This is a genomic window from Sphingobacterium sp. E70 (assembly GCF_019285695.1).
Taxonomy (GTDB): domain Bacteria; phylum Bacteroidota; class Bacteroidia; order Sphingobacteriales; family Sphingobacteriaceae; genus Sphingobacterium; species Sphingobacterium detergens.
In genome coordinates, this window is sequence record NZ_CP079104.1 from 2,942,447 (window position 1) to 2,964,948 (window position 22,502).

Sequence of the window (22,502 nt, forward strand, 5' to 3'; positions counted from 1 at the left end):
TTTTATATTTTGATAGGTGAGTCCTTTACAGACCGAATTCTTCTTTCACCTTCTCGATGTAATCTAACTTTTCCCAAGTGAATAACTCCACCTCGATTTGTTTCTTTTCTCCAGTGGAACTTTCGAATTCTTTGGTTACTTTTCTTGGTGTTCTTCCCATGTGACCATAAGCGGCGGTCTCAGAATAGATTGGGTTTCTAAGACCAAGACGGGTTTCAATGCCATAAGGAGTCATATCAAACAATTGCGCTATTTTATCAGCAATCTGGCCATCTGTCAGGTTTACTTTACTCGTACCATAGGTATTTACATAAATTCCCATCGGATCTTTCACTCCAATTGCATAGGATATCTGAACGAGTAGTTCGTCTGCCACACCCGCAGCAACCAAGTTTTTGGCTATGTGACGGGTTGCGTAAGCCGCTGAACGATCTACTTTTGATGGATCTTTTCAGAGAAAGCCCCGCCGCCATGTGCACCCTTACCTCCATAAGTATCTACGATGATCTTACGGCCAGTAAGCCCAGTATCCCCGTGTGGGCCGCCGATAACAAATTTTCCCGTGGGGTTGATATGGAATTTAATTTCATCATTAAATAACAACTGAAGTTCTGGTTTCAATTGTGCTTTAACACGCGGAATTAAAATTGTTTTTATATCCTGTGTGATTTTATCTAACATGACAGGCTCACTGTCGAAATCATCATGTTGTGTCGAAATTACGATGGTATCAATCCTTTTTGGTTTATGGTCATCGCCATATTCCAATGTTACTTGTGACTTTGCATCTGGTCGTAGGTACTTTATTTCATTGTTTTCTCTACGCAATTCCGCTAGTTCATATAAAAGACGATGGGAAAGGTCTAATGCTAAAGGCATGAAGTTTTCGGTTTCATTATTTGCGTATCCAAACATGATACCTTGGTCTCCAGCTCCCTGCTCTTGTCTTGTCTTGCGGTCTACACCTTGATTAATATCCGCAGATTGCTCATGGATTGCAGATAACACACCACAGGAATTTGCTTCAAACATATATTCAGACTTGGTATAGCCGATTTTTTGGATAACAGAGCGGGCTATTTTCTGGACATCCAAATATATGTTTGATTTAACCTCACCTGCAAGAACGACCTGACCAGTCGTTACTAAAGTCTCAATAGCAACACGAGAGTCTTCATCCCATGCTAGAAAATTGTCTATTAGTGCATCTGAAATTTGATCCGCAACTTTGTCTGGATGTCCTTCAGAAACAGATTCTGACGTAAATAAATAAGCCATGCTTTTACGTAATTTTAATATTGGATTCGCGCTAGAAATGAAATTACAGCAAAGTGATAAGAGCCGTGATAGCGAAGGGTTTTTAGCACTTTTTTACTGTGGTTGCAATCTCCTTGTCGTTGCTTTGTGTATGCAACAGCACGCAAATCAGTCCACATTCTATTTTTTGTTGCGACAAAGCTACGATACTTTGTGGGATATTTAAAATCAAATTTGTCTTTTAATTTTAAAAAGCGTAGAAAGCGATGCTAAAACGGTATAAAGATTACATTATTTTAAGAAATTGGTAATTTCCGCTATCTTTGGATATGTCAGAACGTAAACAAATATTGTTTGTTATTAACCCTATTTCAGGAGGAAAGCGTAAAACGTCCTTTAAAAAGCAGGTATTGGATGTGCTGGATTTGCAGAAATTTGATCCTACATTTCAGCAAACAGCGAGACCCAATCATGCCTACGAAATTGGCTTAAAGGCTATTCAGGAGGGCTATGATGCGGTAATTGCCGTTGGGGAGATGGGACAATCAATGAATTAGGATCTGCTTTGGTTGGCTCAGGCATACCTTTGGGTATTATTCCTGAGGGCTCAGGTAATGGTCTGGCACTTTATTTAGGTATTCCGATGAATGAGGCTGCGGCTATCCGCCGTATAAATCGTTTTGAATCCATTGAGGTCGATTGTGGTGTCATTAATGATCGTCGTTTTTTAATATCGCAGGACTGGGGTTCGACGCATCAGTAAGTGAGAATTTTGCCAACGAAAATATCCGTGGACCTTTGGGTTATATGAAATCTGTTTTTAATGTGCTAAGCAAATATCAACCAGCGAATTATAAATTAACGATAGATGGCCAGGTTTATGAAAGGCAAGCCTTTATGATTAGCGTAGCCAATTCACCCCAGTATGGAAATAATGCGTATATCGCACCTCAGGCTTCGGTTAATGATGGTATACTAGATGTTTGTATTGTACATAAATTCCCTTTATATATCTTGCCTAAGATGATTTTTCATTTGTTTAATAAATCTGCTGACCAGTCAAGTTATGTGGAGATTATACCGGGAAGGAATATCGAAATTGAAATGGATTCTATTTCACCAGTACATGTGGATGGTGAACCGATCGAGCTCGGTGATAAGCTTAATATTTCGATCATGCCAAAGGCGATAAAAATTATTTGTTAAAAATCATGAGTAAAAATAAGAAACAGTCTTACGAAGGCGTTGTATATTCAACGGATGACAGTTATAACTATCAGCTTGCTGATTCTTTTCAGGAATTGGAGACATTGCCAGTGAATCAGCAAAACCTTAAAGTACAACTCGATCGCAAAATGAGGAAGGGTAAAGTTGTTACCTTAATCACTGGATTTGTGGGACAAATAGAAGATTTGGAAGCCTTAGGGAAATTATTGAAACAGAAGTGTGGAGTAGGGGGACAGTTAAAGATGGGGAGATTGTGATCCAAGGTGAATTTAAGCAAAAGATCTATGAGTTGTTACTTAAAGAAGGGTATCGTGTGAAATTGGTTGGTGGTTAAACAACTATATCTGTACTAATTGTAGTAAATCTAATGAATTGTTTATTAGATAAATATGATGTAAAAAAGAGATGAGAATGGAATGAAAAACATGAGTAATCACTTACTTTTTGTCGCTGAAAATCCTCGTTTTTCTTGCATATCAAAAAAAAAAATGGTTTTCATTGTAAAATAATTATTGCTAATAAGCGATTTAGCTCATTGTAATAAGGATTATATAACGGGAACTGCTGAGAAAAATAACACTATGAATGGTGTGTTCAGTTTGAAAAAACAAATTTGATTTTTTTATATATTTGAGATGAATATTTTAAATTTGACATTAAATATTAAATTTGCTTTGCAAAATTGATTTCGAAAGCGAATAAGAGTGCATATAATTTAAACAACATTATATATTTAAACAACAGTAAAAAACTAAAAATTAGAAAAATGGCAAACGCACCTAAAACTGCTGCAAAACAAGAAAGCAACAACGGAGGATCTTTCTTCGCTCAAGCTGCAATCATCATCTGTTTCATCGTTGGTTTCTGTTTATGGAAATTTGTAATGGGTAATCCAACTAACTTCGTTGATAACAATCCTGAAAATGCTCCTAATCCTGGTAACTATTTAGGAATGGTTTACCACGCTGGGGCTATCGTACCTGTTTTGCTTGGTTTATTCTTGATGGTATGGGTTTTCTCCGTAGAACGTTTTATCGTTATTAACAAAGCTTCTGGTACAGGAAACGTTGGAAACTTTGTTAGAAAAATCCAATCTTTGATTAATGGTGGAAACATCGATTCAGCTATCGCTGAGTGTGACAAACAAAAAGGTTCAGTTGCAAACGTAGTAAAAGCTGGTTTATTGAAATACAAAGCAGTATCAGCAGACCCTGAAGTGAATACTGAAAAAGCGGCTATTGCAATTCAAAAAGAAATCGAAGAAACTACAGCATTAGAAATGCCAATGTTAGAGAAAAAACTTAAACGTAATCGCAACATTAGTTTCTATCGGTACATTATGTGGTCTATTAGGTACAGTAACAGGTATGATCAAAGCCTTCTCGGCATTGGCAACCGGTGGCGCTCCAGATTCAGCTAAATTAGCGAACGGTATCTCTGAGGCCTTGATCAATACAGCAACAGGTATCGCGACCTCTACATTCGCTATCGTATTGTATAACATCTTTACTGCAAAAATCGATAAATTAACTTACTCTATCGACGAAGCTGGTTTCTCAATCGTACAAACATACGCTGCAAACCACAAATAAGAACTATGATGAAAATTTTTGATTTTATTTTATGGAAATCAAAAACTAAAGCATCATAGGATAGAAGATTGAGTTTTTAATTTAAAAAGAAGAATTTAAAATGGGTAAAGCAAAAGTAAAAAGAGCCAGTACGTCAATCGACATGACAGCGATGTGTGACGTATCGTTCTTGCTGCTTACGTTCTTCGTATTAACGGCGACAGCGCGCCAACCGGAAGCATTGACGGTGGATACCCCAGCATCAACTACGAAAGATAAATTACCTGACTCTAATGTGGGTATGATTACGATCGGTGATGGTGGAAAAGTTTTCTTCGGAACGACAGATCAGCAAGTTCGCGTAAAAGCATTAGAAAGAATGTCAGCAAAATATGGCATTGGCTTTTCACAAGAAGACTATGATCATTTCAAACTGATGGAAAACTTCGGTGTACCAATGTCTAAGTTGAAAGGATTGTTGGCTTTGGATGGTAGCAAGCGTACTGAAAAAGGTGTACAGACTGGTATTCCAATTGACAGTACAGAGAACACATCGAATGAGTTGTACTACTGGGTTCAAAATACACGTTTAGCTGCTGAGGAAGTAAATAAAGAAAAAGAGTCTTCGGATAAGAACTTTGTTCACCCAGGACCTTTGAAGATTGCAATCAAAGCTGATGCAAACGAAAATATCCTTCTGTAAACCAGGTGATTGAAACATTGCGTAATCAAAAGCAAAACAAATTTAGTTTCATCACTGGCATGCGTGCTGAGGAAAAATAATTGACGATTTAATAAGAACAAAAAATGGCAGAATTAAATCAGGATAGTGGTAAAAAAGGCAAAGGCGGGAAAGTACGGTCCAAGAAGAATGGTGGTAAGGTTGACCTTACAGCCATGGTGGATTTGGCCTTCCTATTGATTACCTTTTTCATGTTGACCACATCTTTAAATAAACCACAAGCGATGGACGTGGCGATGCCAGATAAAAATAAAGTTAAGGATGAGCCTCAGCCAGATTTATTGACAGCTGATAACCGTTCATTGACAGTTTTATTGGGATCTGATAACAAAGTCTCTGTGATTTACGGACAAGTAAAAAATCCTATCGAAGGACCAACTACAGTTGGTTTCGGAGCTGATGGTATTCGTAAGGTATTGATGGAGAAAAAGCCTATGTACCTCGCGTTGCTGGCGGCAAGGATTTGATCGTTATCATTAGACCGAGTGATAAAAGCACGCAACGTAACTTAGTTGACATTCTTGACGAAATGAAAATCGTGGATATCAAACGTTACATGATTGCTAAAATCAGTCCAGAAGAAGTGGAGGTTTTAAAACGTGATAATATCTACAATGATTAATCATTATTAGATAGCACGATAAAGTATAAAAATATGATAGGGTCAAAATTAGATATTTTTAAGAAAGAATGGCTTGAGGTCGTTTTTCAGGGACGTAACAAGGAATACGGAGCGTATGAGCTACGTAAACTTGCCCCTAAAGCGACCAATAGAGGGCTTGTTGTCGTTATCGGCATCGTAGTCATAGCCAGTCTCCTTAGTGTTTATGGAAATAAGCTTTTTCCAAAGAAACCTGTTGAAGCACCTCCAGAGGTAACAGAAGTTACCTTGGAAGACCTTGAAGAGATCAAACCACCAGAACCACCAGAAGAGGAGCCTCTTCCACAAGAACCGGAAGAAAAACCTCAACAAGTGGCAATGGATGTGCCGAAAGAGGATTTGATTCGTTTTCCTGAGCCGAAAGTGGCTCCTGCAAATAAAGTTGTAGAAGAAGTGGCTTCGCAGGAAGAATTGAAGGATCCAAATAAAACTCCTGCACGTATTACTTTGAAAGGTAGTCCAACAGGTACTTCAGTAGCGCGTGGTGAGTTTGGTTCCAAGAAACAAGATGGTGGAATCACTGGTGTTTCAAAAGGAGATCCAAATGGAGATCCGAATGGAGATAAAATCTTTACTGCGGTAGAGGTTAATCCTGAGCCAATAGGCGGTATGAAAGCATTTATGTCATGGGTATCCTCTAACTATGATTATCCCCAAGCGGCACAGGAAAGTGGAGTTAATGGTGTGGTGGAAGTTTCCTTTGTCGTGGAAAGAGATGGTAGTCTGACAGATATTAGTGTAAAACGCGATTTGAAATATGGTACAGGGGATGCAGCTGTTAAGTTGTTGAAGAAAGCTAAGAAATGGAAACCGGGTATTCAAAATGGTCGTCCAGTTCGTGTGGCTTACACCTTACCAATTCGTTTGAATCTTCAGTCACAATAGAATGACAGATTTTAATTCGAATAATAATTCTAATTATAGACAGAAATCGCCTTTAAAGCGGTTTCTGTCTATTTTAGGACTATTTATGTTTGGTTTTTATTTTGTTTTGGGCCTGCTGATTATTTTTTGGGACAATTTTCCCATTGAAATTAATTCAGCTTACAAAACAGTCTTCGGTGTCGTGCTGATCCTTTATTCTTTTATGCGGTTTGTCCGACTTTGGCAAAACAATTTTAATTAGCTGCTAGCGGTCTTTTTAAATTTCATTAAACTCTCTTCAAAAATTAAACTATTCTTTTATTTTAATTGTCTTATTATATGATGTATCGTATGAGAAAATATAGTGTAATTCTTGTGATGTTTAGCCTTTGTGTTGGACTGTTGCTGTCCTGCAAAGATCGAGCAAAAAGTAATAAGGGGAGCGAGGATATTCTAACCGGTAAATTACCCGTGTTGGTTGATCAGACATTACTGCCGATCATTAAGGAATCTGCTGATGTGTTTGAAAGTTCCTATCCGAATTCCAGTCTTGAAATTATGGCGAGACCAGAGATCAAAGCTGTTAATGCTTTATTGTCAGACTCAGCCTATGTGATTGTATTAACTAGGAAATTAAATAGCCAAGAAGAAGACTATTTTAAGAAGCGGGGATTCAGCCTAAAATATTCCAGATGGCTTCCGATGCCGTAGTACTAATTAATAATCGTAACAGTACTGATACTATAATGTCCCAAAATAACGTTAAGTCTTTGTTGGAGGGTAATTTAGGAGGTCAGCGATTGATTTTTGACAATGCTAATTCAAGTACCTTACGCTTTTTGAAGGACTACTTCAAAATAGATAAAATTGATCCGAAGGCTGTTTCAGCAATGAGAGATAGTGAGGATGTGATGAAGTATATTAGTGAAAATGCTAATGCAGTGGGAGTTATCGGTTATAATTGGTACTTGAAAGCGGTTGAAAAAAATTCGCAATTATTGGATAAAATTCGTACATTGAGCATCGAAAATGTTAGTGCGGGGGCAGACAAGGCACATTTTTATAAGCCATCACAGTCAACCATAGCCGACGGAGTGTATCCGTTCATCAGACCGGTTTACATCATGAATTACCAGCCGAACATGGGACTAGGCTTGGGCTTTAGTGCGTTTTTGACAGGAGATCGCGGGCAACGGATCGTATTAAAAGCAGGGTTAGTCCCTGTGACAATGCCTGGGCGCGAGATCATTATTAGAGATGAGAGTTATATTAAATAGATAATAAATAGTACAAAAATAGATTATGACAAACAGTAAATTATTATTTAGTCTTTTATTGGCTGGATCTGTGGGCACAGTAAGTGCGCAAAGTTTGAAAGATGCTAGAGCAGCTATCGAGGCTGAAAACTATGGTAAAGCGAAAACTATTCTTCAACAATTAGTGACTAAGCAACCTAAGAATGGAGATAATTATTTCTATTTGGGTCAAGTTTATTTGGTAAACGACAGAGCGGACTCTGCCGCTGCGATTTTCAACCAAGGTTTGACTGCTGATCCAAAAGCCACTATCAACAATGTAGGTTTGGGTTATGTTGACTTATTGAAAAAGATAAAGCTAGCGCTGAATCCAAGTTTGCTTTGGCAACAGCAAAATTAGGTAAAAAAGATTATGAGCCATTATTGGAAATCGGTCGTGCATATATTGAAACGCCGGAGCCAGATTATGCGAAAGCTCTAGAATATCTGACACAAGCGAAAGCGAAAAATACAAAAGATATTGCGATTCCTTTAGCTTTAGGTGATGCATACCGTGGCTTGAGAGAAGGTTCATTGGCGTATACCAGCTATGGTGATGCGATGGATATTGATCAAAACTCGGTTAAAGCGAAAGTTGGTCAGGCAATTATCGTTCGTGGAGCGCAAGCTTATGACGAAGCTGTAACACAATTGGAAGCTATTGCGGCCGAAACTCCAGCTTACGCACCGACTTACCGTGAGTTAGCTGAAACATACTACCAATGGTCAAGAATGCCCGGAACTACGGATGAGAAATACCTTGAGTTAAACAAGAAAGGTGTTGCTCAATATAAGAAATATTTGGAGGCAGCTGGTGATAATACATTGGAAGCAAAAATTCGTTATGCGGATTTCTTGGTTTATTCACGTCAATATGATGAACTAAAGACTGTTTCAGAGGAATTAGCAAAGAATCCATCAGTTGATCCTAAGATCTATCGTTATTTGGGATATATCGCTTTCCAAAAAACGAAGGATTATTCGAAAGCACTGGAGTATTTGAATCAAATGTTCAGCAAGATGGAAAAAGACCGTGTGATTCCTTTGGATTATATGTATTTGGGTATGGCTCAGATTGCTGCTAATAGTCGAAACCTGCAGCACCAGCCGCTGGTGCGGATAGCACTGCGACAGTTGCTGCGCCTGTTTTGACTCCTGAAAATACGGCTAATATCCAAAAAGGAATTGCGGATATCAAAAAGCAATTGATGGTGATAAGGAGTTGTTGGGTGAGGTTGCTGAATTGGCATTTGCGAAATACCAAGAGCAAGAATTACAAACTGCAGCTTCTCTATTTGAGTTAGTTGGTCAATATAAAGACAATCCAACTTACTTATACGATGCTAACTACTATGCTGGTGAGGCTTATTTCCAAATAGGATCTAAAGAGGAAGCGGCTAGTAAAAATGAAGAAGGCGCAATTGTTGATCAAGCACAAAAAGATAAAGCAATTGCAACATTGAATAAGGCGATTGGGTTCTTAACGGTAATTGAGACAACAGATAATAAAGAAGCACAAGATAAATATTTAGTCAATGCCCTTTATTATAAAGCTTTCTCCGCATTAACTGCTGATAATTTGGAAAGTCCAAAAGGTGATTTCGTGCCAATGTTCCAAAAATTGATTGATACGATCAACCAACGTGGTACGCAAGAAAAAAACAAAAGCTATTTAGTTGATGCCTATACCTATATTGGTCTTTTCCATTATATGAAGCAAGATATGCCAAAAGCGAAGCAAAATTTGCAGAAAGTATTGGAAATCGATCCGACGAATGAAGGAGCGAAAGCATATTTGGATGCTATCAAATAAGCTTAAGTAAAATGATTCTAAATTAGGCGCAGATCGTACGATCTGCGCCTTTTTGTTTTGATTTTAGTCTTGGAATCTCTATATTTAAAGACAGTTACCAATATAAATTTTGATTCAGATGGAGCACGCCAATAGTATGCCGATAGACTACTTCCCTATATTCATACAGCTTATCGTAGCAGTAGGATTCGGAGTAGGTACCATAATTATTACACACCTTATCGGACCGAAAGTCAGGACGGAAAATAAACTTGGAGCATTTGAATCCGGTGTTGAAGTCATAGGGAATGCTAGGCAACCTTTTTCAATTAAATATTTTCTGGTAGCAATCTTGTTTGTCATTTTTGATGTTGAGGTTATTTTCATGTATCCATGGGCTGTCAACTTTAGGGAAATGGGCTTTCAAGGCTTGATCGAGATGTTTATTTTCATGGGAATGCTCTTGTTGGGCTTTATCTATGTCATTAAGAAAAAGCATTAAACTGGGACTAAATTGTCCTGTAACATTGGCTGTAATGGCCGATTGTACTTAAACCTTATAAATCGTCTTTTCATGAGTGATATAAAATTGGCAGAAGCTCCTCCGGGAGTAGAAGGCGCAGGTTTCTTTGCGACAAGCTTGGATAAAGCGATCGGGTTGGCGCGTGCAAATTCATTGTGGCCCTTGCCTTTTGCGACATCCTGTTGTGGTATTGAATTTATGGCTACGATGGGTTCTACCTACGATTTGGCTAGATTCGGTGCAGAACGACCAAGTTTTTCTCCGCGTCAGGCGGATATGTTATTGGTCATGGGAACTATTGCAAAGAAAATGGCTCCTGTCTTGAGACAGGTCTATGTGCAAATGGCCGAACCGCGTTGGGTGATTGCTGTAGGGGCCTGTGCCTCCAGCGGCGGGATCTTCGATACCTATTCTGTATTGCAGGGTATAGATGAGGTGATTCCCGTGGACGTTTATGTGCCAGGTTGCCCTCCGCGTCCAGAAGCAATTTTGGATGGTGTATTGCGTTTGCAGGATATTGTCAAAAATGAATCGTTAAATAGGCGAAACACACCGGAGTATAAAGCACTATTAGAAAAATACGGTATACATACTAATAAGTAGAGGATGGAGAACAGTTTTTTATTGGAGAAACTCCAGGAAATTTTCCTGCCAAGATTGTAGAAATTCCAGATGCGCATGATTTACTAACTATCCTTGTAAATGTGGATGATATAATCGATGTGCTGAGTTTTCTAAAGACAGATAGGGAGTTACAGTTTATTCATTTAACTGATATTACTGCTGTACACTATCCTCATCTGGAGAAAGAATTTGCCGTTGTGTATCATATTCATAGTTTGATTCACAATATCCGTATACGCGTAAAAGTGTATTTGTATGGTCCAAATCCCGAAATTCCGACGGCAACAGTTGTTTGGAAGGGCGCAAATTGGATGGAACGTGAAACATTTGATTTTTTTGGAGTGAACTTTATAGGTCATCCAGATTTAAGAAGAATTCTAAACGTTGACGATATGGACGTATTTCCAATGCGAAAAGAATATCCTTTGGAGGATCCAAACCGAGTAGATAAAAAGATTTGTATTTCGGCCGTTAATTTATATGATATGAGCGAGTTTATAAGCAAGATAACACCTAATCAGCCCGTTTTCGATGATAACGATCCACAGGATGAGCTAATCACCCTGAATATTGGCCCGACTCACCCAGCTACACATGGTGTATTCCAGAATGTAGTGCAGATAGATGGGGAGCGTATTGTAAGTGGTGTCTCCACTATTGGCTATATTCATCGTGCTTTTGAGAAAATTGCTGAACATAGGCCTTTTTATCAGATCACTCCGCTGACGGACCGCTTAAATTATTGTTCGGCGCCTATCAATAATATGGGCTGGCATATGACAGTTGAAAAGCTGTTAAAAATCGAAATCCCGAAGCGTGTACAATATATGCGTGTCATTGTGATGGAGCTTGCGCGTATAGCTGATCATATCATTTGTAATGGAATTTTGGGTGTTGATACTGGAGCCTTTTCTGGATTCTTATACGTAATGCAAGAACGCGAATTTATCTATGAGATCTTCGAAGAAATCTGTGGTGCACGCCTGACAACAAATATTGGGCGTATCGGTGGATTTGAGCGCGATTTTAATGCAGTTGCTTTTGAGAAAATTCGTGAATTTATAAAACGGTATCCGCCCGTATTGAAAGAATTTGAGGAGATGTTTGTGCGAAACAGAATCTTTATCGAGCGAACTTCAGGTGTTGCCGCTGTTACTCCAGAGGAGGCATTAGATTATGGTTGGTCTGGACCTATTTTAAGAGCAACAGGTGTAGATTATGATGTTCGGGTACAAAATCCCTACTGTTCGTATGAGGAGTTTGATTTTGATGTGCCTGTTGGAGCAACGGGAGATGTATATGATCGATTTATGGTCAGAAATGAGGAAATGTGGCAATCGCTCCGCATCATTGAGCAAGCTTTGGAAAAAATCGAAAAGGAGCCTAAAGGTGTGTTTCATGCGGAAGTGCCCGATTTTTATTTGCCCCCAAAGGAGCAGGTTTATACCAATATGGAAGCACTTATATATCACTTTAAAATCGTTATGGGTGAAGTTGATACACCTAAAGCTGAAGTGTATCATTCCGTAGAGGGAGCAAATGGCGAATTGGGATTTTATTTGATTCATGATGGTGGCCGTTCACCTTACCGTCTTCATTTTAGACGACCTTCTTTCGTCAATTATCAGATGTTTGCACCGATGAGTGCGGGAATGCTAATATCAGATGCAATTTTAAATATGAGTAGTCTTAACGTTATAGCAGGAGAATTAGATGCTTAGTGTAAAACAACATAATGAAAATGTAACGTTTTCCCCAGAACTATTGGCCAAGTTTGGAGAGGTCGTGAGCCGTTATCCGGAAGGGAAGCAAAAATCTGGTCTATTGCCTATTTTGCATTTGGTCCAAGCAGAATTTGGTTGGGTTAGCGCCGATGCAATGGATCAGGTAGCGGTTTATCTCCATATTTTACCGATAGAGGTTTATGAGGTTGCAACTTTCTATACCATGTTTTTGTTGGAGCCTAAAGGTAAGTATGTTCTAGAGATCTGTCGTACTGGGCCTTGTTGCTTAGTTGGGGCGGAACGAATTATACACATTTGGAACAGAAACTTGGGGTAAAAGAGGGACAGGTTACAGCAGATGGGCTTTTCTCCTGGCGTGGTGTTGAATGTTTGGCCGCCTGTGGTTTTGGTCCGGTGCTACAAATTGGTCCTGAGTATACATTCTATGAGAATTTGAATGAAGACAAGGTGGATGAATTGATTGATAATTTAAAAGCTAAAACGGAATAATATGGCACGTAAACTTTTGCTGACACATATCGATGTTCCTGGCATTAATACCTTTGAAGTGTATCGTCAAAAAGGAGGGTACGCTGCTGTTGAGAAGGCAATAAAAACGATGTCTCCTGAGGATGTGGTCGAGGAAGTGAAAAAATCTGGATTACGTGGAAGAGGTGGCGCGGGATTCCCTACGGGAATGAAATGGTCTTTTTGGCCAAGCCGGAAGGGGTACCACGTTATTTGGTTTGTAATGCTGATGAGTCTGAACCGGGGACATTTAAGGATCGCTATTTAATGACTTATATCCCACATGCGTTGATTGAAGGGATGATTGTTGCCAGTTTTGCGTTGGGTGCACATACTTCATATATCTATGTGAGAGGGGAAATGATGCCACAGATCAGGATCTTGGAACGTGCTATTGCTGAAGCAAAGGAGAAAGGATTTTTAGGTAAAAATATATTGGGTTCAGGCTATGATCTGGAGATTTATGTCCAACCAGGTGGTGGTGCATATATCTGTGGGGAAGAGACCGCTTTGTTGGAATCTTTGGAAGGAAAGCGCGGAAATCCACGTATTAAACCACCTTTCCCAGCTATAGCAGGATTATATAACTGTCCTACAGTCGTGAATAATGTGGAGTCTATTGCGGCAACCGTTCCCATTATTAATTTGGGTGGGGATGAGTATGCAAAAATCGGTGTCGAGCGTAGTACAGGAACTAAATTGATTTCGGCCAGTGGTAATATCGTTAAACCTGGGGTATATGAAATTGAATTAGGACTACCTGTAGAAGAATTTATTTATTCGGACGAATACTGTGGCGGTATAGCTAACGGAAAACGGATGAAAGCTGTTGTGGCTGGAGGTTCATCCGTACCGATTCTTCCAGCAAACCTTATCCTCAAAACAGCTGCTGGAAACAGTCGCTTGATGACTTATGAGTCGTTGTCTGATGGGGCTTTCAAACGGGAACCATGCTTGGCTCGGGTGGTTTTATCGTATTTGATGAGGATCAATGCGTGGTCCGCAACACTTGGAATTTTGCTCGGTTCTATCATCATGAAAGTTGTGGGCAATGTTCGCCATGTCGTGAGGGAACCGGATGGATGGAAAAAGTGTTACATAAAATTGAAAGTGGGCATGGATCGATGTCCGATATTGACTTGCTTTGGGATGTACAGCGCAAGATCGAGGGAAATACAATCTGTCCATTGGGCGATGCTGCCGCTTGGCCAGTAGCAGCGGCTATCAGGCACTTCCGGGATGAGTTTGAATGGCATATACTACATCCTGAAGAATCACAAACAAGAAATTATGGATTGGCACATTACGCAGATCCATTGCAACCAATTGTATCATAATAAAAGCTGTAACGATAAATTATAAATATCATGGCAGAAGCGGAAGATGTAAAGTTTAAGGTCACAATCGATGGTATACCAGTGGAGGTATCACCGGGGACAACCATATTGAATGCAGCAAGGCAAATTGGTGGCGACATCGTTCCGCCAGCAATGTGCTATTACTCAAAATTGGAAGGGAGTGGCGGAAAGTGTCGGACTTGTTTAGTGAAGGTTTCGAAAGGGTCTGAGAAGGATCCTCGGCCAATGCCAAAATTAGTGGCATCCTGCCGGACTACTGTTATGGATGGCATGGAGGTCAAAATATCACTTCACCAGAAGTAGTAGAGGCGAGAAAGGGTGTTGTTGAGATCCTTTTGATCAACCATCCACTGGATTGTCCGATATGCGACCAGGCCGGGGAATGTAAATTACAAGATCTAGGGTATGAACATGGCAGCGCTGATACAAGATATGAATTTGATCGAAGAACGTTTGAACAAATTGATCTAGGTGACAAAATCCAATTGCACATGAATCGCTGTATCCTATGCTATCGTTGTGTTTATGTGGCTAACCAATTGACAGATCAACGCGTGCATGGTATTTTGGGCCGTGGGGATCACTCTGAAATATCTACTTATATCGAAAATATCATTGACAATGATTTTTCTGGAAATGTTATTGATGTATGTCCAGTTGGAGCACTTACAGATAAAACGTTCCGTTTCAAAAATCGGGTCTGGTTTACAAAACCGGTAGATGCGCATCGTGACTGTCCGACATGTTCTGGTAAAGTGACTTTATGGTATAAGGGGAAGAAGTTATCCGTGTAACTGCACGGAAAGATGAATTTGGTGAGGTAGAAGAATTTATCTGTAATACCTGTCGCTTTGATCAGAAAAAAACAAGTGATTGGATCCTGGATGAACCGACGGAAATTGATCCGCAATCTGTTATCTCGGCCAATCATTATGAACTATTTAACCCGCCAAAAGTCGTGAAGGAAAATCCTATACTTCAACAGCAAAATCGCGAACAGTTGGCTAGAACAGAAAAATTGAAATAAACAGGAATCATGGAGTGGTCTTTTGTTATAGAAAAATTAATATTGGTGTCTGTGATCTTCGTGATTACCTTGGTGATTGCGATGTATTCAACGCTAGCGGAACGTAAAATAGCAGGTTTTATGCAGGATCGATATGGTCCAGATCGGGCTGGTATATTTGGGATCTTGCAACCATTATGTGATGGAGGAAAGTTCTTTTTAAGGAGGAGATTATCCCTGCGGGTGCACATAAGGTGCTTTTTATTGTCGGACCGACCATCGCAATCATTACCGCCTGTATCAGTTCGGCTGTTATCCCTTGGGGGCAGGAATTGCAGATTGGAGATCGTGTGGTCTCTCTACAGGTTGCAGATGTCAATGTCGGTATATTGTACATGTTTGGTGTGATCGCTTTAGGGGTATATGGTATCATGTTGGGCGGATGGGCATCCAATAATAAATTTTCTTTAATGGGAGCAATTCGTGCGGCATCACAAAGTATTAGCTATGAGATAGCTATGGGCCTTTCCATTATCGCGTTATTGATGGTGACACAAAGTCTCTCCCTTAAAGAGATTGTAGCCCAACAATCTGGTTTCGTCAATTGGAATATCTGGGCACAACCACTTGGATTTATTATTTTCATGGTTTGTGCATTTGCGGAGTGTAACCGTGTTCCCTTTGATTTACCAGAATGTGAGACTGAATTGGTTGGCGGTTATCATACAGAGTATTCTTCCATGAAATTGGGGCTCTATATGTTCTCTGAATACATTAATATGTTTGTTTCTTCGGCATTGATGGCATCTCTTTACTTTGGAGGGTATAATTTCCCTTTTATGAATGACCTAGGGCTGTCAGCAAATTGGATCACAATTATTGGTGTCATCGTATTCTTCCTTAAAATATTTGGATTTATCTTTTTCTTTATGTGGGTCCGCTGGACATTACCACGGTTCCGTTATGATCAATTGATGAATCTGGGCTGGAAGATGCTGATTCCGTTGGCTATTGCCAATATTGTACTTACAGGTGTATTTACATTGATAAAAGATACTTATTTCTCATCATAAAAAGGATTTTTATGCAACTAAGCAATCGTAAGAAAGTAATCGAACAAAAACCAATGACCTTTTCGGAAAGAATCTATTTTCCGGCAATTGTTAGAGGGTTACGGATTACATTGAGACATTTTTTCAAGAAAATCCCTACTGTCAAGTATCCTGAGGAAATAAGACCTTATTCGAAGAATTTTAGAGGGCAACATTCGCTGAAGCGAGATGAGGAGGGACGTGAGCGCTGTACCGCATGTGGATTATGTGCGTTGTCATGTCCTGCGGAGGCCATTACTATGACTGCTGCCGAGCGTAAAAAGGTGAAGAACACCTTTATCGCGAAGAAAAGTACGCATCAGTTTATGAAATTAATATGTTGCGTTGTATTTTCTGCGGTCTTTGTGAAGAAGCCTGTCCAAAAGAAGCTATTTATTTGGATGGTCCACATGTCACAGCAGATTACCTACGTAAGGATTTTATATATGGGAAGGATAAGTTGGTCGAGCCGACCTTTGATATTACCAAATTAAAGAGCTAATTCAAGAAATTATGACAGTATTTTATTTAGTAGCCTTCTTGTCTATTTTCTTTGCGCTGATGACCATCTTTACAAAGAACCCTGTACATAGTGTTTTGTACCTGGTCATTACTTTTTCACATTTACAGTGCATTACATTTTATTGAATGCCCAGTTTTTGGCTGTGGTCAATTTTATTGTCTATATGGGGGCGATCATGGTACTCTTTTTATTTGTGCTCATGTTGCTCAATTTAAATAAGGATACCGAACCGATGAAATCCAATCTGGTTAAATTTATGGGGTAATTGCCGGTTGTTGTCTTTTGGTGACCTTTTTGGAGTATATCGTGTGTTTGAGATCTCCAACCCCTTGACTGTCGTTAATCCTGAAATTGGATTGGTGAAAAATCTGGGCAAGGTATTGTTTAACGAATTTTTGCTTCCTTTTGAGTTGTCCTCTTTATTATTATTGACAGCCATGATAGGAGCGATTTTATTAGCTAAGAAAGAACCTAAACAAATCTAATGGAAACAGTTGTTCAACAGTTGCAAGGCGTACCGATAAATCATTATTTGATTTTTGCACTATTATTTTTGCTATTGGTGTGATCGGCGTATTGATCCGTCGTAATGTAATTATTATTATGATGTCCATCGAATTGATGCTTAACGCCGTCAACCTGCTATTAGCAGCTTTTTCGGTGCAGCATGGCGATTCATCAGGACAGGTGTTTGTCTTCTTTATTATGGCACTTGCAGCCGCGGAAGTAGCCGTCGGTCTGGCTATTATTATTATGGTATATCGGAATACGAAGTCTGTGGATATCGATTCCTTAAATAAACTTCGTTGGTAGAACTTAAGAAATAAATACGATGAGTGAATTAATTTGGTTGATTCCCCTTTTGCCCTTGATCGGGTTTATAGTAAATGGATTGGGCAGAAATGCATTTTCCAAAGGTATGATTGGTACTTTGGGCAGTGCCGTGGTTTTTATTTCTTTTATCTGCAGTTGTATCCTTTTTTTCTGAAGTATATCAATCAAGACAGGCTGGACAAGCAGGAGTTATCGAACAACATCTATTTGACTGGATCTCAGTGGGGCATCTAAAAATAAGTCTTTCCTTTTTAGTGGATCCATTGAGTGCGATTATGTTGTTGATTGTGACAGGTATCGGCTTTTTGATCCATATTTATTCTATTGGGTATATGCATCATGATAACGGATTCGGTAAGTTTTTCGCCTATTTGAATCTATTTATCTTTTTCATGCTGCTCTTGGTGTTGGGCTCTAATTATCTAGTCATGTTTATTGGTTGGGAAGGTGTCGGACTTTGTTCTTACCTACTCATCGGATTTTGGTATAAAAACACTTCCTATGCAAATGCTGCGAAAAAGGCATTTGTGATGAATAGAATTGGTGATTTAGGATTCTTGTTGGCGGTATTTTTGATCCTGGGAACTTTCGGGTCACTTGAATTTTCTACGGTATTTGCAGGGGCAAAGAATTTTGCTGTTGGTGACATCGCTGTGGTGAGTATCACCATACTGCTATTTATCGCTGCAACAGGTAAATCCGCACAAATTCCACTATTTACTTGGTTGCCAGATGCCATGGCTGGTCCTACACCCGTATCGGCCTTGATACACGCAGCGACTATGGTTACAGCGGGGATCTATATGATCGCTCGATCCAATGTATTGTTTGTACTCTCACCGATTACATTACAGCTGATTTCCATTATAGCGATTTGTACTGCTTTGTTGGCTGCTGCAATTGCAATAACGCAAAATGATATTAAGAAAGTACTGGCTTATTCTACAGTTTCACAACTAGGTTATATGTTTCTCGGTCTAGGCGTGGGAGCATTTACGGGTGCATTTTTTCACGTATTGACTCATGCATTCTTCAAAGCCTTATTATTTCTTGGTGCAGGATCAGTTATTCATGGTATGAGTGATGAGCAAGATATGCGAAAAATGGGTGGATTAAGGAAAGCGATGCCGATTACTTATATCACCATGCTAATTGGAACAATAGCAATTGCAGGTATCCCTCCGTTTTCCGGATTTTTCTCTAAAGATGAAATATTGGCCAATGCATTTGCTGCCAACCCGCTCTTATGGGGCTCGGATTTTTGGGAGCGTTAATGACAGCTTTCTATATGTTCAGAATGTTATTCATGACATTTTCCGGCTCATTTAGAGGTACTGACGAGCAAAAACATCACCTGCATGAATCACCAAAAAGCATGACAATTCCTTTAATGGTATTAGCCGTGCTTTCTGCTGTTGGTGGAGCAATTAATTTGCCTGCGGCGCTAGGTGGAAACCATTGGTTGGAGAATTTTCTTGCACCGGTATTTGCTGAGGGGAAAGCATTGATTCCTGCGGCACATCATTTGGAGCATAGCACCGAATATATGTTAATGGCTGTTTCTATAGTCGGTGTATTAATTATGGTTGGCCTTGCTTACAACGTTTATGTGAAGCGTCAGCAGATACCTGCTGGAGATGAAGCTCCACGGGGCTTTCTGGCAAATCTTTCCTACCATAAATTTTATGTGGATGAACTTTATGATGCAGTCGTTGTACGCCCGATCAACTGGCTATCGACTTTCTTTGGTCAGGTCGTGGATCAACGGGGTATTGATGGTATTGTTAATGGAGCTGGTAAAGCAACATTTGATACCGGAAAAGTACTTCGCTTGCTTCAAAATGGAAATGTTGGGTTTTATTTATTGATGATGGTAATTGGAGTGATTGCTATTTTCGTTTATGGATTTTTGAGTCTTTAATATTTAGTATAATCGATGGATAACCTTTTCTTACTTATTTTATTGCCGTTAATCAGCGCATTGATTTTAGCTTTATTAAAGACCAATGCTGCCAAGTCAATAGCATTGATTTTATCAATCGTATCGCTCGCATTGACTATCCCATTCCTTTGTCAATTTGATCCAAATGGCGGAATGCAATTCGAAAAAAATTGGGAGTGGATTTCTGCCTTGCATATTCATTTTCATCTTGGGGTAGACGGGATTAGCTTGCCGCTGATACTATTGACCAATGGATTGATGCCTTTCATTATTGCGACGACTTTTTCTAAAGACTATAAGGGCAATTTTTATGCATTGATGGCTTTTATGCAAGCTGGATTACTGCTTGTGTTTATGGCATTGGATGCTTTTACATTCTATGTGGGTTGGGAAATCGCTTTGATTCCAATTTATTTTATCTGCGCACTATGGGGCGAAGGTGACCGTATTCAGGTTAATCTAAAGTTTTTCATTTATACTTTTTTGGGAAGCCTTTTGATGTTGATTGGAATTCTTTATCTCTATCAACAGGTACCAAACCACGATTTTGAATGGACTTCTTTTATCGCTTTGGAGCTGGGGATAACACACAACGTTGGTTATTCTGGGCATTTTTATCGCCTTTGCGATTAAGATTCCCATCTTTCCGTTTCACACTTGGCAGCCGAATACATATACAAATGCCCCGGCGGCCGGAACGATGTTGTTAGCTGGTATTATGTTGAAAATGGGGTATATGGTTTAATGCGTTGGTTATTGCCTGTGGTTCCTACGGGCGTAGCTTTGTATGGGCAATTTGCCATGATCTTATGTGTCATTGGAATTGTTTATGCCTCTATCATCGCTATTAAACAGGACGATGCTAAACGATTGATCGCGTACTCCTCTATTGCGCACGTTGGATTGATCAGTGCGGGGGTCTTCACTTGGAATACAAATGGTGTAAGCGGTGCAACGATACAAATGTTAAATCACGGTATTTCGGTCATTGGACTTTTTATGTACTGGATATCGTGCAGCAACGTACACAAACACGCAGTCTTTCAGAACTTGGCGGAATCGCGAGCAAGGCTCCGAAATTAGCGATCTTTTTATGATTATCTGTATGGGAGCAGTTGGACTGCCCCTAACGAACGGTTTTATTGGTGAGTTTCTGTTATTGAAAGGTGTATTTCAATATGGATTCTGGTTTGCGGTTTTCGGCGGACTAACGCTGATATTAGGGGCTGTATATACGCTGCGCCTTTATCAGCAGACAATGTTGGGAGAAGCAACGGACAAGACGATGCAGTTTGAAGATGTAAAAGGGGAGAACTCGTTGTATTGAGTTTGATCTCCTTCTTGATTCTTTATATCGGTATATTCCCGAATTTCCTATTGAATCTTTCTGCGGGTTCAGTGGAAGTTTTAAGCACATTTTTAGGCAGATAAATAGATATATCAATTTGTATGGGAGCTATAATTACACTTTCAATATTAGCATTAGTTGTTCTTTATCTTGGCTTGTTCAAAGCGAAAGCCTTGCTTTTGCCGGTTTCCATCCTTGGATTCTTGGTAGCGATTGGTTTTCTATTGAACGATTGGACAGCTGACAAGGGACCTCTTTTCAGTGGGATGGTTCATTTCGATCATTACGCGATTGCTTTTTCGGTCTTATGTATCGTCGTTACTTTGTGCATATTTATTATTTCAAAAGGGTATTTTGATGAAGGGGACAGGTTGCAGAGTATTATTCATTACTGATATTTTCTTTGACCGGGGCTGTTTTGGTAAATAGCTATCATAATTTCTCCATGCTCTTTTTGGGTATAGAAATCATGTCCGTGGCGCTTTATATTTTAGTCGGTATCCGTAAACGGGATAAAGCGTCAAATGAGGCTGCACTGAAATACTTTTTAATGGGCGCATTTTCGACCGGATTTTTATTGTTTGGTATTGCGTTATTATATGGAGCCACAGGTTCATTCGATTTGGATGAGATAAAAGCCTATGTTGTGAATAATCCACATGCGATCTCACCCTTATTTTATGGTGGTATCCTATTGCTTATCGTTGGCCTGACATTCAAAGTTGGGGCAGCACCATTTCACTTTTGGACGCCAGATGTGTATGATGGAGCGCCTATTTTGATAACAAGTTATATGAGTACTGTGGTCAAAGTGGCTTCTTTTGCAGGTTTATTACGCTTATTTAGTTACAGTCTACTTCCTTTACAAGATTTTTGGGAGCCTGTATTCTTGATTATAGCGATTATCACATTGTTTATCGGAAATATTTCGGCTGTCATGCAATCTTCTTTCAAGCGTATGTTGGCTTATTCCAGTATCTCTCATGCGGGTTATATGTTGTTTGCAATTATCGCCGTCGGAGCGAGTTCAGCAAACAGTATCTTTGCTTATGGGCTGGCCTATTCACTCGCAACAATTGTAGCATTTACAGGGCTGATCCTTGTAAAGAAGACAACGGGATCCGAACATTTTGAGGCGTTCAATGGACTAGGAAAACGAAATCCAATGTTAGCATTTGCTATGACAGTGGCTATGCTTTCACTAGCAGGTATTCCTTTAACCGCCGGATTTATTGGTAAGTTTATGATGTTCTCTTCGGTTATGGAGGATTACCACATTGTATTGCTGATTTTGGCCGTGATTAATGCTGCTATCGCAGTTTACTATTATTTGAAAGTGGTGGTTGCAATGTACTTTCGAGATAGTGAAGAATCCTGTGTAAATGTGCAGTGGAATTATTCATTTGTTCTACTACTTGCAGTGGGATTGACAATTCTTATCGGAGTATATCCGGACTGTCTTTTAAAATTAATATAAAGTTTCTGTTAAAATACTTGTTGTTTAATAAAGCATAGCGATTTCGCTATGCTTTTTTATATTTATTGATATAACTCTTGAATACAAATTGTATATTGTAAAAAAGAAATCCTAT

Annotated in this window: 16 protein-coding genes and 14 pseudogenes; 29 read left to right on the forward strand and 1 reads right to left on the reverse strand. The window is 39.4% G+C overall.

The genetic code is table 11. The features are described 5' to 3' along the window. Nucleotides 1-25: 25 nt before the first annotated feature. Nucleotides 26-1,278, reverse strand: a pseudogene (gene metK / locus KUH03_RS20900) (methionine adenosyltransferase). 308 nt (nt 1,279-1,586) lie between these two features. Between metK and KUH03_RS20905 the strand changes: the two are divergent. From KUH03_RS20905 to KUH03_RS21045, 29 genes and pseudogenes are all read left to right on the forward strand, one after another. Further along, nucleotides 1,587-2,020: pseudogene (locus tag KUH03_RS20905) on the forward strand (diacylglycerol kinase family protein). A 35-nt stretch (nt 2,021-2,055) separates the two neighbouring features. Next, nucleotides 2,056-2,463, forward strand: coding sequence for a diacylglycerol kinase family protein (locus KUH03_RS20910; RefSeq protein WP_257096268.1), 408 nt, complete (start codon nt 2,056-2,058; stop codon nt 2,461-2,463). 5 nt (nt 2,464-2,468) lie between these two features. Continuing rightward, complete coding sequence (locus KUH03_RS20915) at nt 2,469-2,741, forward strand: translation initiation factor (RefSeq protein ID WP_306429677.1); 273 nt, start codon at nt 2,469-2,471, stop codon at nt 2,739-2,741. A gap of 509 nt (nt 2,742-3,250) precedes the next feature. Further along, nucleotides 3,251-4,076: pseudogene (locus tag KUH03_RS20920) on the forward strand (MotA/TolQ/ExbB proton channel family protein). A 100-nt stretch (nt 4,077-4,176) separates the two neighbouring features. Further along, nucleotides 4,177-4,758 (forward strand): biopolymer transporter ExbD, encoded by a 582-nt coding sequence (locus tag KUH03_RS20925; RefSeq protein WP_257096270.1) that lies wholly within the window; start codon nt 4,177-4,179, stop codon nt 4,756-4,758. Nucleotides 4,759-4,862: 104 nt separating this feature from the next. Then, the gene (locus KUH03_RS20930; RefSeq protein WP_257096272.1) at nt 4,863-5,264 is read left to right on the forward strand and encodes a biopolymer transporter ExbD; all 402 of its coding nucleotides are present in this window, start codon (nt 4,863-4,865) and stop codon (nt 5,262-5,264) included. Next, nucleotides 5,261-5,419, forward strand: a complete 159-nt coding sequence (locus tag KUH03_RS20935) for a hypothetical protein (protein ID WP_257096274.1) — start codon at nt 5,261-5,263, stop codon at nt 5,417-5,419. The genes KUH03_RS20930 and KUH03_RS20935 overlap by 4 nt, the downstream gene beginning before the upstream one ends. Before the next feature lie 33 nt (nt 5,420-5,452). Then, nucleotides 5,453-6,343 carry an energy transducer TonB gene (locus KUH03_RS20940; protein ID WP_257096276.1) on the forward strand — a complete coding sequence of 297 codons (891 nt, stop codon included), beginning with the start codon at nt 5,453-5,455 and terminating at the stop codon, nt 6,341-6,343. A gap of 318 nt (nt 6,344-6,661) precedes the next feature. After that, nucleotides 6,662-7,033 carry a substrate-binding domain-containing protein gene (locus KUH03_RS20945; RefSeq protein ID WP_257096277.1) on the forward strand — a complete coding sequence of 124 codons (372 nt, stop codon included), beginning with the start codon at nt 6,662-6,664 and terminating at the stop codon, nt 7,031-7,033. Between the two features lie 35 nt (nt 7,034-7,068). Then, nucleotides 7,069-7,599: a PstS family phosphate ABC transporter substrate-binding protein gene (locus KUH03_RS20950; protein ID WP_257096279.1), complete on the forward strand. Its 531-nt coding sequence runs from the start codon at nt 7,069-7,071 to the stop codon at nt 7,597-7,599. 25 nt (nt 7,600-7,624) lie between these two features. After that, a complete protein-coding gene (locus tag KUH03_RS20955; protein WP_257096280.1) occupies nt 7,625-7,978 on the forward strand; it encodes a M48 family metallopeptidase in 354 nt (117 codons plus the stop codon). Next, a complete protein-coding gene (locus tag KUH03_RS20960) occupies nt 7,960-8,769 on the forward strand; it encodes a hypothetical protein (RefSeq protein WP_257096281.1) in 810 nt (269 codons plus the stop codon). Before KUH03_RS20955 ends, KUH03_RS20960 begins: the two co-directional genes overlap by 19 nt. 73 nt (nt 8,770-8,842) lie before the next feature. Next, nucleotides 8,843-9,430 (forward strand): hypothetical protein, encoded by a 588-nt coding sequence (locus tag KUH03_RS20965; protein WP_257096282.1) that lies wholly within the window; start codon nt 8,843-8,845, stop codon nt 9,428-9,430. A 118-nt stretch (nt 9,431-9,548) separates the two neighbouring features. Next, nucleotides 9,549-9,922, forward strand: a pseudogene (locus KUH03_RS20970) (NADH-quinone oxidoreductase subunit A). A gap of 61 nt (nt 9,923-9,983) precedes the next feature. Next, a complete protein-coding gene (locus tag KUH03_RS20975; RefSeq protein ID WP_077437314.1) occupies nt 9,984-10,535 on the forward strand; it encodes an NADH-quinone oxidoreductase subunit B in 552 nt (183 codons plus the stop codon). Nucleotides 10,536-10,654: 119 nt separating this feature from the next. Then, nucleotides 10,655-10,930 (forward strand): annotated as a pseudogene (locus KUH03_RS20980) (NADH-quinone oxidoreductase subunit C); the annotation flags it as partial. A 111-nt stretch (nt 10,931-11,041) separates the two neighbouring features. Beyond that, on the forward strand, nt 11,042-12,277 hold the full coding sequence (locus KUH03_RS20985; protein WP_257097179.1) for an NADH-quinone oxidoreductase subunit D: 1,236 nt from the start codon (nt 11,042-11,044) through the stop codon (nt 12,275-12,277). Continuing rightward, a pseudogene (nuoE, locus tag KUH03_RS20990) lies at nt 12,270-12,790 on the forward strand (NADH-quinone oxidoreductase subunit NuoE). Before KUH03_RS20985 ends, nuoE begins: the two are co-directional and overlap by 8 nt. Nucleotide 12,791: 1 nt before the next feature. Then, nucleotides 12,792-14,145: pseudogene (nuoF, locus tag KUH03_RS20995) on the forward strand (NADH-quinone oxidoreductase subunit NuoF). A gap of 30 nt (nt 14,146-14,175) precedes the next feature. After that, a pseudogene (locus KUH03_RS21000) lies at nt 14,176-15,193 on the forward strand (2Fe-2S iron-sulfur cluster-binding protein). 9 nt (nt 15,194-15,202) lie between these two features. Next, nucleotides 15,203-16,245: pseudogene (nuoH, locus tag KUH03_RS21005) on the forward strand (NADH-quinone oxidoreductase subunit NuoH). Nucleotides 16,246-16,256: 11 nt separating this feature from the next. Beyond that, nucleotides 16,257-16,765 (forward strand): annotated as a pseudogene (locus KUH03_RS21010) (NADH-quinone oxidoreductase subunit I). Between the two features lie 11 nt (nt 16,766-16,776). Further along, nucleotides 16,777-17,271, forward strand: a pseudogene (locus KUH03_RS21015) (NADH-quinone oxidoreductase subunit J). Continuing rightward, nucleotides 17,271-17,599, forward strand: a pseudogene (gene nuoK, locus KUH03_RS21020) (NADH-quinone oxidoreductase subunit NuoK). Before KUH03_RS21015 ends, nuoK begins: the two co-directional pseudogenes overlap by 1 nt. A gap of 19 nt (nt 17,600-17,618) precedes the next feature. Then, nucleotides 17,619-19,541: pseudogene (gene nuoL / locus KUH03_RS48885) on the forward strand (NADH-quinone oxidoreductase subunit L). Nucleotides 19,542-19,556: 15 nt separating this feature from the next. Further along, nucleotides 19,557-20,195: a proton-conducting transporter membrane subunit gene (locus KUH03_RS21035; RefSeq protein WP_257096287.1), complete on the forward strand. Its 639-nt coding sequence runs from the start codon at nt 19,557-19,559 to the stop codon at nt 20,193-20,195. Next, nucleotides 20,158-20,889, forward strand: a pseudogene (locus KUH03_RS21040) (NuoM family protein). Before KUH03_RS21035 ends, KUH03_RS21040 begins: the two are co-directional and overlap by 38 nt. A 122-nt stretch (nt 20,890-21,011) precedes the next feature. Then, nucleotides 21,012-21,305, forward strand: a complete 294-nt coding sequence (locus tag KUH03_RS46355) for a hypothetical protein (protein WP_306429678.1) — start codon at nt 21,012-21,014, stop codon at nt 21,303-21,305. Nucleotides 21,306-21,328: 23 nt separating this feature from the next. Then, nucleotides 21,329-22,387 (forward strand): NADH-quinone oxidoreductase subunit N, encoded by a 1,059-nt coding sequence (locus KUH03_RS21045; RefSeq protein ID WP_306429679.1) that lies wholly within the window; start codon nt 21,329-21,331, stop codon nt 22,385-22,387. The last annotated feature ends 115 nt before the right edge of the window (nt 22,388-22,502 follow it).

Bases quoted from the DNA above. Each gene is read 5' to 3' on its own strand.
- KUH03_RS20915 (WP_306429677.1), top strand. From the start codon at position 2,469: ATGAGTAAAAATAAGAAACAGTCTTACGAAGGCGTTGTATATTCAACG.
- KUH03_RS20925 (WP_257096270.1), top strand. From the start codon at position 4,177: ATGGGTAAAGCAAAAGTAAAAAGAGCCAGTACGTCAATCGACATGACA.
- KUH03_RS20930 (WP_257096272.1), top strand. From the start codon at position 4,863: ATGGCAGAATTAAATCAGGATAGTGGTAAAAAAGGCAAAGGCGGGAAA.
- KUH03_RS20940 (WP_257096276.1), top strand. From the start codon at position 5,453: ATGATAGGGTCAAAATTAGATATTTTTAAGAAAGAATGGCTTGAGGTC.
- KUH03_RS20945 (WP_257096277.1), top strand. From the start codon at position 6,662: ATGATGTATCGTATGAGAAAATATAGTGTAATTCTTGTGATGTTTAGC.
- KUH03_RS20950 (WP_257096279.1), top strand. From the start codon at position 7,069: ATGTCCCAAAATAACGTTAAGTCTTTGTTGGAGGGTAATTTAGGAGGT.
- KUH03_RS20955 (WP_257096280.1), top strand. From the start codon at position 7,625: ATGACAAACAGTAAATTATTATTTAGTCTTTTATTGGCTGGATCTGTG.
- KUH03_RS20975 (WP_077437314.1), top strand. From the start codon at position 9,984: ATGAGTGATATAAAATTGGCAGAAGCTCCTCCGGGAGTAGAAGGCGCA.
- KUH03_RS20985 (WP_257097179.1), top strand. From the start codon at position 11,042: ATGAGCGAGTTTATAAGCAAGATAACACCTAATCAGCCCGTTTTCGAT.
- KUH03_RS21035 (WP_257096287.1), top strand. From the start codon at position 19,557: ATGGATAACCTTTTCTTACTTATTTTATTGCCGTTAATCAGCGCATTG.
- KUH03_RS46355 (WP_306429678.1), top strand. From the start codon at position 21,012: ATGGGAGCTATAATTACACTTTCAATATTAGCATTAGTTGTTCTTTAT.